Genomic DNA, 13,928 nt, shown 5'->3' on the forward strand with positions numbered 1-13,928 from the left:
GGCGATATGGACACCTGGACCATCCTTATCGGCGTGGCCGTTCTGGTGCTGCTAACTCAGTCGTGGTTCTGGCTGCTCGCGTTCTTTTTCGGCGGGTTGGCAGCTTTGTTCGCGATGCTTGCCAGCATCATTCACTTTCAGATCTTAGGCGCACTCGTGTTCTTCGTGCTTATGGCCATCAGTTTTGCCTGCATGGTCGGCGTAGCCAATTTTCGCCGTGACCAAGTCCCAAGATCGAACCTTACAACTGCGTTCAGGGACATAGACCGATGACACGCGAAGACCGCATCAAGGAAGAATTGCATGCAGCCCTGCTTACGGAGGCGGAGAAACTATCCGAGCTTCCTCCTGAACAAGAAAAAGCTGGGCTAATTCTGCTTTTCGCTGGTGCTGAAATTCGGATGGGTGAACGCATTCACGGTATCGACAGCGAGCTGACGCACTCAAGCGAGCACTACATGCGCGGTAGGGAGATCGCGAACCGGATTAAGATTTAGTGCCCATCGTCTTTTCGAGACGATCCAACACATTCCTATATTCTCCCTCGTAGAACTTGGCTTTCTTCTCAGCAGCCTGAAGCTGTCGACGCAATGAGTCCAGAGATCCACCTCGCGCATCCGCGAGTTCTGCCTTCTGGCGAAGCGTGGCAAGCTCCTTTGCAGCAGCATCAGCCTTCTTCGCCGCGTTGCCTGCAGCTTCCTGTGCCTGCTTCGAGACCTTCTTGCCAGCGGCATGCGCCTCACCGAGAATCCGCCGCACGTCCTCCGTCGCCGAGTGCAGCGTATGTCCCCACGGCGCGGCCGGCATCTCGCCGCCAGCCCTGAAGAACTCGCGCGCCAACTGCTCCTGCTCACTCTTTGAAGGAAAACCCTGCCGGCCCGGAATGGACTGAGTGTAAGGGTTGTTCTGGATGAAGCGCAGAACCTCTTCCTGTTGCGCGGAAGAGGTTACGGGAACACTCGTTGCGGGAGACTTCGGACGCGACGCTCCGGCCTGCTCCAATTCTCGGGTGAGCCACGTTTTCAGATCGTTGAGTCCACTCAACTGTTCCTCGACGGGCTCCACGCTACGAGGCAAAGGACGCGCTTCTCCGGTGAGGCGGCGATACTGGGACATCAGCCCTTCCACCTCGGACCTCAAGGCCGGCAGGGCTGCTTCAGCGGCTTTCTTGCCGCCCCGGAAGCCAGGGATGAGGCTGAAGCCCGCCATGGCAGCATCTGCTGCTGTACCGCTCTCTACGGCGCTGGAGACGTCATCGAGTGGCGTAAGCAGATTTACCGCGCCACCCGCAGCCGAGCCGATGCGCTCCGCGGTCGTGGATGGAAGTCCAATCGCCTCCGCACCCTGCCTGACGTTGAACGCTGCGCTTTCCGAAGGCGACGGGTTGTAGTTCCTCAATTCTGCTTGTGGCGGCGCATCGCCTGGCCGTGGCGCGGTCTGTTCGAACGCAGGATTCTCAGGACGTGGACCGCCAAGGCGCATAGGAGGGTCGAATCTGGGGTCACGTGGTGTGGGGGCCTCTGAAGCGCCCTCAGCATCACCCGCCACGCCAGGGACCACCGGAACCATCTGATCGAGGCTCCGCGTGAACTCGCGGAAACGCTGCGGGCCAAGCTGGCGTTGAAGGTTCTGCAGAATGCGTGCTTGTGCGGCCGGATCGGCTTCAACCAACCGCCGAGCAAGAGCCTCAGCCACGTCCTGACGATACGCCGTCGCTCTGGTCAGCGCAGCGCCCACCACTTCAAGGATGGCGTTTGTTCCGCCCCTGAGGCCCATCATCACGCGCGACAAGGCATCCGCGGCAAATTCGGCATCGTCACCCTGACGTTGCGCCGTAGCGGAGTTTCCGAGAACGCGGTTTCGGGTCTGCCCCATGCGTTCTTCGCGTGTGAGGTATTCGCCGAAACGACCGGACCGATCACCGAAGGTCCCTGCGGTTGCTGCTGAACGCGCCCTCGGACCCGAATTTGGAATGATCTCTCTCAAGAGATCCTGCACCCGCGCCGTTTGGAACGGCATCGTTGCGTCGTTGCCAGAGCGCCTGTTTCCGAGCGCGTTCCGGGCACTCTCAAGAAACCCTTGCCTGAAATAGATCTGCTGACCAGGCGATAGGTTGCGATACTGCTCGATCGAAACCTCGCTGCCTTCTCTCAGTGCAGCGCGACCAAGCTCAATCGCCTCACGGTTCTCAGCGGCGGAGCCCCAGGCGTTCCGAGCCTGTTGATAGAGTGCGTTACGCGTCGGGTCTCCTGCGGCGTTGGGTTGATGCACGGCCGTGAGAAGATCGTTCTTAAATCCCGTCAACAGGCGGGCGAGATTGTTCTCTCCGCCGCGGCGGGCGGCCTCGATCATGTCGTCGAGTTCCTGCTTCGCAGCATCGAACCGGCCGATGTTGTCGACGGGGCGTCTCTGGGCAGTGAATTGCGCATTCTGGGAACGAAGGGTCGCAAGATCTTCCTGTCCTCGCCTCATGAGCACGGCAAAGCGCCGCGCGAGGCGTTCGCGGGTCTGATCGTTCTTTGCGAAAGCGATCTTCTCCTGCATGTCCTCGGAAAGGCGGCGGAGACGGGTCATCAGCGCCATTTCCGCGTCGGCCGCGCCCTTCTTTACGGGCTGCGTAAAGAGGTCAATGGCTTTCTGAAACTGCCCGGATATGCCAGGCGGATAATCCTGCATCCTCTGGGCTACGCCGTCGATCACGCCTTGAATATCGAACGGCTCTGAGCCTTCCCTGGCGGCGTCATAGAGGCGCCGCCCTTCTCTCGCCTGATCCGCGGCGATCTGCCGTTCCGTCTGGCGTGCGCTGGCGCTCGTACGAAGCTGGAGCGCCCGAGAGAGAGCGTCGTCGATCCTGCCCCGCTGTCCTGTGTCACCGCTGGCAAACCGGCTGATCTGGTTCGGGTCGCCGCGCTGACGGGTTTCAAGCGCATCGCGAACGATCTCTCCTGCTCTGCCACCTTGACGATAGACGCTGCCAGTCAACCGCTGCATGCCATCCGACGTGTCAGCGATCATTTCGGGCAAGCGGGCTTGGCTGTTCGGACCAAGCCGCGCTGCCTCTTGTCCTGCTTGGAGCTCAGCTTGGACGGTCTGCGGCGTGGCACCGCTGCGCTCAATGCGCGCTGAAAGCACGCTATCCGCAACATCGTCCGCCGCACGCCCGGGAAGACGCGCTGCGAGCCAGGGAGCTGCTTGGCGACCGGCCCACAAAGCACCTGTCGCCGCTGCGCCAACTGCTGGCAGACCAGCACCGATAGCCGCGCCCGCCGCACCGTATTCGCCCGCCGTGCCCAGCCTTTCTGAGAAGCCGCCTTCCCCTTCAGCGAAGCCATGTCCGGCACCGTACGCAGCACCCGTGGCGGCTCCCGCTCCAATTCTCCCCAGCGTCGTTGCCGCTTGAAGAACAGGCGTAACGGGAGCTGTGGCAAGACCACCGGCAAGCTTCGTGATCGTGTTCGCAACAGGGCTTTCCGCGTCCGACATTGCGTGACGTGCACGCTCGTAGGCCAAGGCCTCGTCATAAGGCTGGCCGGCCCAGCCACCCGTGACGGCGTTCACACCAGCAGAAACGCCAGCCTTCGCCTCATCTACGAACCCGCCCAGAACCGGGATGCCGCGAAGAGCCGTCTCTGCTCCGCCAGGCATGTTGAGGTTGTAGAGAGCAGGGTTTTCCTCGCGAAGCTTTGCAAGGTCTTCCTCTGCGCTCTTGCGAAGCTGCTCGTCGCGTGTCTGCGGCGTAGGCGGCGGAACGGCCGGATTTTCGGCTCTATACCGTTCCCACGGTCCCGGAGACTGAAGCAAAGCCGGTTGTGCGAACTGTTCCCACGGTCCAGCCATTAAATCGGCTCCCAGTTGCTCTGGTCTGCGGGGTTTCCGCCTTTGAAGCGGTATCCGTCCATCACGGTCCCAACTGAGGGCGCCTGAAGCTGCGCGTTGTTCGGCGTTCGAACCGTGTCCTCGAAGTTTCGCAGGGTACCGAGGGCCGACTGCGGAAGTTCTCCAGCATCCACACGCGCACGGATCACACCGTTCCGGACCACCTGCTCAAGTTCTTCAATTGCGGCGGCGTATTCCTCGGGCTGCATATTTCGTTCGGTCAAGCGGCTGATGGCCTGCGTGGCCTTGAGACCTTCGATTTCCGTAATCTGTCCACCGCCCTTCAGCGACTCGAAGGCCGTCAAGAATGCTGCACCGTTGATCTGGTTCATCTTGCTCAGAACGCGACCGGCAGCGGACGACATGTCGGGCGTCCTGCTATCAATCGGACCAAGCATCCGCGGCAAATACGGATCGCTCTTGAGCGAGTTCAACATGCCAAGCATTTGGGTCGCGTTCTGAACAACAGCAGGAAGTTCGGCCTGCGCTTGGCCGCGCACCTTTCCTGTTGCAGCCCCTCTTGCCCGCGCTTCAGCGGTTTCTCCTGGCCCCAACACCTGGACCCCGCTCGGCGTGTCGGCCTGGCGCAACGTTCCATCACTGCCGAGCTGCATCATGACGGGCTTGCCATCAGCGGCCACACCATAGATCGGATTGAGACTATACTTTCCGCCCCCGGACGCCGACTGGCTCCGCCACTCATTGAACGGCATCGGCTCTCGTCCGGCTCCCCGTTCGTTCTGAGCGTAGAACTGATATTCCCGCACGCTTGAGGGCGTCAGCTGCTCCTGCTGCAATCCATACATACGGTTGCGGTGGGACTGATCCGCTTCAAACGAACGATCCCGATGTGCACGGCTATCGGCTCTTTCCCGTTCGGCACTTCCCAACTTCAGGAAGTCCACGCCCTGCGACGGATCTAGTGACATGAGGCGTTCGCTTATCGCGGTGTAGTCGAGGTTGCCCTGCGCATCTTTCGGAACGCCGCCGGCGAACACCTGCCGCACCTGAGCGTCACGTGCACGAGCGTCTTGCCGTGCGGACTGCTCGTCGCGGAACGCATCCTGCTTCATGCGGTTGGTCTGCCCGTCGTAGTAGCTGTCCGCGATCTGCGAGATTTTCGAAAAGTCGATCTGCGCCGGCATGAACGCGCCGCTCGCCTGCGTCGTCTGGCTCGGGAAGCTAAAGCTCGGAAAGCGTGCCATCTTGTCTCTCTTACGAGGCGCCGAAGAATTTCGCGGCGAGGTTTCCAACGCCCATGATGGCGTTCCATGTGTTCGCGCTCGCCGCCTGATTGGCCGCGTTGCGATCCGCAAAGAGCTGCGCGTTTGACTGACCGACCCCGGTTTCCGTGCCGTGCGCGAGACCGGCCTTCGCGGCGTTGTGGCCGTATTGGAGATCACCGAGGCCGGTCATCAACCCTGCCTGCGTCGTTGCCGCGCTCTGGCCTTGTCCCGATGCACGGAATAGGTTGTCGAGATACCGCTGATATTCCTGATCAGCGAGGCCCTGGGACCTGTCGGCAATCGCCATCATCGTGTTGCCGGACCCAAGCATTCCAAGCGACGAGGCATTGCGTTTTGCCGCTTCCGTGGCTTGGTCAACTGCGAACTGATAGCCAGGCCCCGTGCGGAACGATTCCGTGGCGCGCTCGTACCCGTCTGCTCCACCAAGGCCGATGGCGTCTCCGTAGGCACCGGTCGCCGCCCCGCCTTGCTGGGTGTACTGGTCGAACAGACCGATGGCCTTGTCGTACTGTGGACGGGCCGCCGCAAGGCCCTCGTCCATCAGGCCCGTTGCACGCTGCTCACCCGTTCGGAGCCCGGCAATTCGAGCATCGTTTGCCGCGCCGGCCGCACGCTTTGCGCTGCCGGACGAAAATGCACTGAGCAAGCTCATACGAGCCTCCTTCTATAGAATGAACAGAGCTGAGATGGCCTGATGCGCCACGACGTCAGGGAAATTCGAGACAGTGGTCGAAATAATTTTTGGCGATGCCGCAGGGAGGTCCTGCTGGAACGCCGTGCTCAACGTGCACCGCTGCGTGCTGAAAGGAGAGGGGTATTGCGTTTCAAACGCGTTCCCTAGACCACTCCATGATGACCCAGTGACAGATGCCGAAGTGCTTGTCGTTCCACCGAGCCCAATTACTGCACTCCCCGCTGGAACGTTCCGGCTCATCACATGCGTTTGGGAGCGGGTCGGATAGGTCAGAATGGAGGCAACACCAGTTGAACCGCTAACCTCAAAGGCATGAATGATAACCTGGTTAGCGTATGGGTTGACGACGACCGTAACGTTCCCGCTCGCACCCGCTGAAATGGTCGCATAGGCAAACGCAATGAAGCCGCTGCGGTTTTGCGAAATGTTGGCCGTCAGTTCGCATTGGCCGCCTATCGTGGCGGACACACCGGCTATCGTACACGACGATAGACCACTAAAAGACGTGGTGAGGCTTCGCGCGGCCACGATACAAACACAGACAACGCGAGCGTAATCCTTTGCCGCAATCGGAGTACCAGACCAAACATGGACGGGCTCTGCAGGGTTGATCCCCATCGTCGTGCTGCCGAGCCGCAGGACTTCGATCTTCCTCTGTGAGGGAGATGGAAACCAACCGGGCAAGAAGCTCACGACCTACGCCTTCATCGCAGAGACGAGGATTCTCGTCGCGCTCACCGCGAAGAACGTCAGAAGCATAGGAGCAGAGTTGGTCACGGCCACCGTCGGGATGTCGCCAGCAAAGTTTGAGCCAAAACCAATTGATCGGCTAGACCCGTCAGCACCAATCGCTCTGATCGTGCGCCACGTCCCGGGCTGCACATTCGTCGGATTCGGAACGGTCCGGTTTGCCGATAGGACCCACGTTCTGTTGACACCCGCAGCCCAGTCGAAAGTGGGAGACGATCCGTCCGTGATCGCGACCGGAGCCGCAGCCGTTGCCAACCGCTCTGTCGTCAAAACCTTGTCATTTGCGGCCGCAGCGTACACGTCGCCGTCTGTCGCAAAATCCGGCTGATACGGCTCGTCTTCATTAACGAACTTTGCAACAGCCCGGAGGATTCTATCTGCGTCCTTCCAGTATTCGTAGAAGGCTTGTGCCGCCTGTTCGTTGATCGGGCTGACAAGTGGAATATGGGGTTGTGGCAAAGGACGGAGCTTAAGGTCGGCCATGAAGGTTGCCTTCGAGCTCTATAAGACGCCTGTTGGCCCGTCCGGGCCGGCGCTTACTGTGAAGCGTCCTGCGTCGCCACCAATCTCTCGGCGCGCAACTGGCGATATCCGCGAGCCAAAGAGTCCCTCTGCGATTGCGTTAATGGCTTCCGGCGTCTGCGGGACGGCTTCATCAGGTCCGCCCACCATTCTTCGACCGACAACGTAGTCTGCCGTGAGGGGTCTTCCTTCGATGTCGTGTGTGAGTCGTCCTGTTTCATCAGCTCTTGCTCCACCCGGATAGTCTGCCTCGAAAGGCCGTTGTGGCCTCTGCGGAGGAGCATACATTTTAGCATTTTTCGACCATGGCGTCATCTACGTCGCCCTCACGTCTGCTTTTTGGTCCGCGCCGAAAAACATCACGTCGACCGGGTCAGAGATCGTGATCCGCCAGCGCCGGCCCCTAGGGCCAGATAGTCCGGTATTCAAAACATAGGGCGGATGCTGTGCGATCTGCTGGCGTCCGAGCTTTCGGATCAGGGGGCGCGACCACTTCAACCCGCCATCGTTCGACCACGAGATTTCCACACTCGGATCTGTCTGAATCGGGTCGTCGCCTGTTGCGATGCCGACGCCGGGCACAAAGTCGAAATCAGCTCTTGCGACTTGGATACTGTTCGGGAAGTTTTTCACCTCCCCGCTTTCCATCATCCACACGAGCGGCTGCCCATCTTCTCGGAGAGCATCCGCGGTGATTTCCTGGAGCTTTTCGGACAACATGTCGCCACAGAGCCATTTCGTGACGTTCGGAAAAGCGTCGCCAATCGGAAAGGCTTGGGTGATCCGTGAGCGCTTCTGCAAGTAACTGTTGCGCTCAGACCATTTGCCAGTTGTAACGTCGAACGCGACACTCCACTCGTCGCACGACAGTTGCCAAAACTTGTGCCCAGCTGACGTGTAAACGCAGGCTTCCAGCGTATGTTGGTTTTGGAGCGCGCTCAGCCGTCTGTTCAGCCACGACGGGGAGACGACGGTCGGCTCATACCCATCGAGGCGGCGAACGGTCTTGTCGTCAGAAACCCACAATAGGATTTCCGCAAATTCGTCCGTACCACCAGCAATCGCGTGCTGAGACAGAAGCCCTGACGGTATCGTGTGAGACCAAGAGAAAGGGAAGCCCTCCGGGTTTCCTGAATTCGACCAAACCTCGATAGAGCGCGTTCCACAAAGAAGCATGTAGCCGCGAAACGGGACCGGCCTGAGCAAGCCGTCCGGGTGCTGCTCCGCCGTGGCGATGTCGAGCGGGTTGATCGTTGTCGCATTGACGCCGGCGCCGCGCTCAGATCGAGGCCACACTCGTTCCGGTTTCAGGCGAGCCAACGGAGAAGGAGGCTCAGTCATGACGGCTCAGACGTTCGACGTCGTGCGCGCGGGTGTGCCGCTTGAGGCGGCCCGCGCGGCGGCGGTTCTGATCCACGGTCGCGGCGCGACCGCCGAGGGCATGCTCGCCCTCGGCGGAGCGCTCGGCGCGAAGGACGTGGCGCTCATCGCGCCGCAGGCTCCGGCCGGGAGCTGGTATTCGCACTCGTTCCTGGCCCCCTTGGAGGAGAACGAGCCGCACCTCAGCCAGGCGCTCGGCATCGTCGGTGAAACCGTCGATGCCCTCGCCGGCGAAGGGCTCGGCCCCGAGCGGATCGTGCTGATCGGCTTCTCGCAGGGGGCCTGTCTCGCGCTCGAATATGCGGCTCGCACGGCGCGCCGCTACGGGGGCGTAGCGGGCCTCAGCGGAGGGTTGATCGGACCGCCGGGGACGCCGCGCGACTATGCGGGCTCGCTCGCAGCCACGCCGGTTTTTCTCGGCTGTAGCGATGTCGATGCGCACATTCCGGAGGCGCGCGTGCACGAATCCGCCGATGTGCTCACCGCACTCGGCGGCAACGTGACGACACGCATCTATCCGGGCATGGCGCATACCATCGTCGACGACGAGATCCGCCATGTTCAGCGTATCCTGGCGGATATTCCTCCCCGTAGGTAACGGGCAAACACGATAAGGCTCACGCGATGGACTTCGACTTTCAAACCCTGGCGCCGGACGACCGTTACAAGCTTCTCGCTTCGACGGTCGTGCCGCGCCCCATCGCGTGGGTCACGACGCTTTCGCTCGATGGCGTGCGAAACGCCGCGCCATTCAGCTTTTTCAACGCGCTGAGCAAAGACCCGCCGCTGCTCGCTGTCGGTATCCAGGCCGACAAGGACGGCACGATGAAAGACACGGCGCGCAATATCCTGGACACAGGCGAGTTCGTGGTGAACCTCGTTCCGCGCGCGGCGCAGGAGGCCATGAACGCGACGTCGGCGGGCGTGGCTCCCGACGTGGATGAATTGGCCCTGGCCGGGCTCGATGCGCGGCCATCCGTGAAGATTGCGCCGCCGCGGATCGCCGCAAGTCCCGTCGCGTTCGAGTGCAGGTTGCACACGCCTCTGACGCCGACGCCGAACCAGCTCATCGCCATCGGGGAGATCGTGCATGCGCATGTGGAAGACGCTTATCTCCTCGACGCGTCCCGTCACTACATCGCGACCGAGAAGCTCGACCTGATCGGGCGCATGCACGGGCGCGACTGGTATCTCGACACGCGCGGCGCATTTCAGATCGCTCGGCCGTAGACTGCTCAGATCGCTCGGCCGTAGACTGCGCGCTTCACCCACATCGCCCTGGCCGCCTGGACCGCAACCGGCAGCCCAGGACCCGCGTTCACGCCTCGTGCTCTTTCACACGCGTGTCACAGCTCCCATGTGGAATCTCGGAGCCATTTCGGCGACGGACATAGTATGCTCTGTCTACGCGCGAATCTGAGACAGCGGAGCCCTCATGACCAGGACCGTTCTCGAAATTCACGATGGCCGCGAGCCGGACGATCCGGAAGCCCGCGAATGGATGGACGCGGTTTCGTCCGTCATGGCGTTCGAGGGGAGCGCGCGGGCCGATCACCTGCTCGGACGCGCCGTCGACATGGCCAGGCGGCAGGGCGCGGCCGTGCCGTTCGCAGCCAACACCGCCTACATCAACACCATCCCGCCGCATAAGCAGGCCGCACATCCCGGCGACCGGGAGATCGAAGGGCGCATTCGCTCAGCCATCCGCTGGAACGCGCTCGCGATGGTCGTGCGCGCGAACATGGACCACGCCGGGCTCGGCGGGCATATCGCGAGCTTCCAGTCAGCCGCGACGCTTTACGATACGGGCTTTACGCATTTCTGGCACGCGCCTTCCGCCGAGCACGGCGGGGATCTCGTGTTCGTGCAGGGGCACTCATCGCCCGGCATCTATGCGCGCGCCTTCCTCGAAGGGCGGCTGACCGAAGACCAACTCGTCAACTTCCGCCGCGAGACGAGCGGGCATGGGCTTCCGTCGTATCCGCACCCCTGGCTGATGCCGGAGTTCTGGCAGTTCCCCACCGTCTCGATGGGCCTCGGGCCGATCATGGCGATCTATCAGGCCCGCTTCCTGAAATACCTTCACGACCGCGGGCTTGCGGATACGTCCAACCGGCACGTGTGGGTGTTTTGCGGCGACGGCGAGATGGACGAGCCGGAGAGCCTCGGCGCGATCTCGCTTGGCGGGCGCGAAAAGCTCGACAACCTGATCTTCGTCATCAACTGCAATCTGCAGCGGCTCGACGGACCCGTCCGCGGCAACGGGAAGATCATCCAGGAGCTTGAAGGCGTGTTCCGCGGCGCGGGCTGGAATGTCATCAAGGTGGTGTGGGGCTCGAACTGGGACCCGCTGCTGGCGCGCGATACATCGGGGCGGCTGCGCCAGTTGATGGAGGAGTGTACCGACGGCGCATACCAGGACTTCAAGTCCAAGGACGGCGCGTACATCCGCAAGAACTTCTTCGGGCGCTATCCGGAAACGGCCGCGCTCGTCGCCGATTGGTCCGACGAACAGATCTGGTCGCTCACGCGCGGCGGGCACGATCCGAACAAGGTCTATGCCGCCTATGCGGAGGCTGTGGCGCATACGGGCCAGCCGACCGTGATCCTCGCCAAGACCGTGAAGGGCTACGGCATGGGAGCCGCCGGCGAAGGGCAGATGATCGCGCACCAGCAGAAGAAGATGGGGCTCGACGCGCTCGTCGCATTCCGCGACCGCTTCAAGGTGACGGTTGCGGACGACCAGGTGGAGGCGTTGCCGTTCCTCAAGTTCGCCGAGGGCAGCTCGGAACTCGCTTATCTCAAGGACCGGCGCGCGGTGCTCGGCGGGCCGCTGCCCCAGCGCCGCACCAAGACGTCGTTCGACATCTCCGCGCCTCCGCTCTCGCTCTTCGATGCTCAGCTTGCGGGCTCGGGCGAGCGCGAAATCTCGACCACGATGGTGTTCGTGCAGCTTCTCACCAAGCTTCTGCGCGACAAGGCGCTCGGACGGCACATCGTGCCGATCGTACCCGACGAGAGCCGCACCTTCGGCATGGAGGGCATGTTCCGCACGTTCGGCATCTACAGCCAGGTGGGACAGCTCTACCGGCCGGAAGATGCCGACCAGCTCATGTTCTACAAGGAGGACAAGGACGGGCAGATCCTGCAAGAGGGCATCAGCGAGGCGGGCGGCATGGCGTCCTGGATCGCGGCGGCCACCTCCTACTCGTCGTCCGACGTGCCGATGGTGCCGTTCTTCATCTATTATTCGATGTTCGGCTTCCAGCGCATCGGCGATCTCGCGTGGGCGGCGGGCGATTGCCGCGCGCGCGGCTTCCTGATCGGCGGCACGAGCGGGCGGACGACCCTCAACGGCGAAGGCTTGCAGCACCAGGACGGGCACAGCCACATCCTTTCGTCCACCATTCCGAACTGCCTCTCGTACGATCCCGCGTTCGGCTACGAGCTTGCGGTGATCGTGCACAAGGGGCTCGAACGCATGCTCGGAAACCAGGAGGACGTTTTCTATTACATCACCGCGCTGAACGAGAACTACGCGCAGCCCGCGATGCCGGACGGCGCGGAAGAAGGCATCGTGCGCGGCATGTATCTGTTGCGTGCCTCAAACGAGCCCACAACGAACGCACGCCCTCGCGTGCAGCTCATGGGAAGCGGATCGATCCTCAACGAAGTGATTGCGGGCGCGGAACTGCTCGAAGAGGATTTCGGCGTCGCGGCCGACGTGTGGAGCGTCACGAGCTTCACCGAGCTTCGCCGCGAAGCGCTTGAAGTCGAGCGCTGGAACATGCTGCATCCCGCCGAGACGCCGCGCGTGCCCTACGTCACACAATGCCTCGCGTCGCGGGGCGATGCGCCTGCCGTCGCCTCGACCGATTACATGAAGCTTTTTGCCGACCAGATCCGCCCCTTCGTGCGCGGACCGTATCAGGTGCTCGGCACCGATGGCTTCGGACGCTCCGACACGCGCGAGCGGCTACGTCACCATTTCGAAGTGGACCGGCATTTCGTTGCCGTTGCGGCGCTCAAGGCGCTGGCCGACGACAACAAGCTTCCCTCATCTAAGGTTGTCGAGGCCATCGCCCGCTACGGGATCGATCCCGACAAGCCAGATCCCGCGCGCGCTTGAACATCAGGAACCCAGCATGTCCGCCATCGAGGTCAAAGTTCCCGACATCGGCGACTACAAGGACGTGCCGGTCATCGAGGTGCATGTGAAGGCGGGCGATGCCGTGCGCCGTGACGATCCGCTGATCACGCTCGAAAGCGACAAGGCGGCGATGGAGGTTCCGGCGCCTGAAGACGGCGAAATTTCGGAAGTGCTCGTGAAGGTCGGCGACAAGGTGAGCGAGGGATCGCCGATCGTGCGGCTTGCCTCGCAGGGCGCTTCCGGAGATGCCGGCGAGACGGCCGAGGCCGAAAAGAAGACGGAGACGGAGACGGCAGAGGCTAAGTCATCTCCGTCTTCCGTCGATTCCGACGGCGAAGCGACGTCGCCAACGTCGCGCGAGCCGCAGGGCGACGTCGAAAGCGGGACACGCGTACCTTTGCCGCTTGGCTCGGACTTCGGCGGAGTGCATGCAAGCCCTTCCGTGCGGCGTCTTGCGCGCGAACTCGACATCGACCTCACCAAGCTCAAAGGCACGGGCGAAAAGGGGCGCATCACAAAGGACGACGTGAAGCGCGCGCTCGGCGGTGCGGGCGGCGGCGGAGCCGGAATTCCCGAGATTCCTCCTCAGGACTTCACGAAGTATGGCCCAGTCGAGAACCGGCCGCTGTCCCGCCTCAAGCGCCTCGGCGGTCCACACCTCCACCGCGCCTGGCTCAACATTCCCCACGTTACGCACGCGGATCAGGCCGACATTACCGACCTCGAAGCCTATCGAAAGTCTCTCGACACGGCGGCGAAGGAGAAAGGCTACCGCGTGACGCTGCTTGCCTTCATCATGAAAGCCTGCGTAGTCGCGCTCAAGGAATTCCCGGCGTTCAACGCCTCGCTTGCGCCGGACAAAGAGACCCTGATCCTCAAGCACTATTATCATCTCGGCATTGCCGTCGACACGCCCGATGGTCTCGTCGTGCCCGTCATACGGGATGTGGACCGCAAGGGGATCGTCGAGCTTTCGCAAGAGATCGGCACGATGTCGGAGCGGATGCGCTTGGGCAAGATCGCACCTCAGGACATCCAGGGCGGCACGTTCTCCATTTCGAGCCTGGGCGGCATCGGCGGCACCTCCTTCACGCCCATCATCAATGCGCCGGAGGTCGCGATCCTCGGCGTGGTGCGCGCCGAGATGACGCCGAAGTGGGATGGCGAACAGTTCCTGCCGCGCCTCATGCTGCCGCTGATGCTTAGCTACGATCATCGGGTGATCGACGGCGCGGAGGCGGCGCAGTTCACGCGGCGTCTCGCGGTGATCCTGGAAGACGTGCGCCAGTTGGTGCTGTGAGGGAGAGCG

Annotated in this window: 11 protein-coding genes; 6 read left to right on the plus strand and 5 right to left on the minus strand. The window is 62.2% G+C overall.

The features are described from left to right. The first annotated feature begins 6 nt into the window (after window positions 1-6). Both W911_RS13900 and W911_RS13905 read left to right on the plus strand, forming a co-directional pair. Window positions 7-273, plus strand: coding sequence for a hypothetical protein (locus tag W911_RS13900; RefSeq protein ID WP_023788178.1), 267 nt, complete (start codon window positions 7-9; stop codon window positions 271-273). After that, window positions 270-497 (plus strand): hypothetical protein, encoded by a 228-nt coding sequence (locus W911_RS13905; RefSeq protein ID WP_023788179.1) that lies wholly within the window; start codon window positions 270-272, stop codon window positions 495-497. Before W911_RS13900 ends, W911_RS13905 begins: the two co-directional genes overlap by 4 nt. Here W911_RS13905 and W911_RS18925 read toward each other — a convergent pair. The 5 genes from W911_RS18925 to W911_RS13935 all read right to left on the minus strand — a co-directional run bounded on the left by W911_RS18925 (window position 487) and on the right by W911_RS13935 (window position 8,430). After that, window positions 487-3,837 carry a TroA family protein gene (locus tag W911_RS18925; protein ID WP_023788180.1) on the minus strand — a complete coding sequence of 1,117 codons (3,351 nt, stop codon included), beginning with the start codon at window positions 3,835-3,837 and terminating at the stop codon, window positions 487-489. The two genes, W911_RS13905 and W911_RS18925, sit on opposite strands and share 11 nt — an antisense overlap. After that, window positions 3,837-5,081: a hypothetical protein gene (locus W911_RS13915; RefSeq protein ID WP_023788181.1), complete on the minus strand. Its 1,245-nt coding sequence runs from the start codon at window positions 5,079-5,081 to the stop codon at window positions 3,837-3,839. Before W911_RS13915 ends, W911_RS18925 begins: the two co-directional genes overlap by 1 nt. 10 nt (window positions 5,082-5,091) lie before the next feature. Beyond that, window positions 5,092-5,775: a hypothetical protein gene (locus W911_RS13920; protein WP_023788182.1), complete on the minus strand. Its 684-nt coding sequence runs from the start codon at window positions 5,773-5,775 to the stop codon at window positions 5,092-5,094. A 738-nt stretch (window positions 5,776-6,513) separates the two neighbouring features. Next, window positions 6,514-7,050, minus strand: coding sequence for a hypothetical protein (locus tag W911_RS13925; protein ID WP_023788183.1), 537 nt, complete (start codon window positions 7,048-7,050; stop codon window positions 6,514-6,516). A gap of 354 nt (window positions 7,051-7,404) precedes the next feature. Beyond that, window positions 7,405-8,430 carry a hypothetical protein gene (locus W911_RS13935; protein ID WP_144083608.1) on the minus strand — a complete coding sequence of 342 codons (1,026 nt, stop codon included), beginning with the start codon at window positions 8,428-8,430 and terminating at the stop codon, window positions 7,405-7,407. Here W911_RS13935 and W911_RS13940 point away from each other — a divergent pair. The 4 genes from W911_RS13940 (at window position 8,429) to W911_RS13955 (ending at window position 13,919) form a co-directional block, all read left to right on the plus strand. After that, window positions 8,429-9,067: an alpha/beta hydrolase gene (locus tag W911_RS13940; RefSeq protein ID WP_023788186.1), complete on the plus strand. Its 639-nt coding sequence runs from the start codon at window positions 8,429-8,431 to the stop codon at window positions 9,065-9,067. The genes W911_RS13935 and W911_RS13940 overlap by 2 nt on opposite strands. Window positions 9,068-9,093: 26 nt before the next feature. Continuing rightward, entirely contained in the window at window positions 9,094-9,699 is a 606-nt protein-coding gene (locus W911_RS13945; RefSeq protein WP_023788187.1) for a flavin reductase family protein, read from the plus strand. Between the two features lie 205 nt (window positions 9,700-9,904). Beyond that, window positions 9,905-12,598 (plus strand): pyruvate dehydrogenase (acetyl-transferring), homodimeric type, encoded by a 2,694-nt coding sequence (gene aceE / locus W911_RS13950; protein ID WP_023788188.1) that lies wholly within the window; start codon window positions 9,905-9,907, stop codon window positions 12,596-12,598. 16 nt (window positions 12,599-12,614) lie between these two features. Beyond that, window positions 12,615-13,919 carry a 2-oxo acid dehydrogenase subunit E2 gene (locus tag W911_RS13955; RefSeq protein ID WP_023788189.1) on the plus strand — a complete coding sequence of 435 codons (1,305 nt, stop codon included), beginning with the start codon at window positions 12,615-12,617 and terminating at the stop codon, window positions 13,917-13,919. Window positions 13,920-13,928: the final 9 nt, after the last annotated feature.

It is taken from the genome of Hyphomicrobium nitrativorans NL23 (genome assembly GCF_000503895.1).
Lineage (GTDB): Bacteria > Pseudomonadota > Alphaproteobacteria > Rhizobiales > Hyphomicrobiaceae > Hyphomicrobium_C > Hyphomicrobium_C nitrativorans.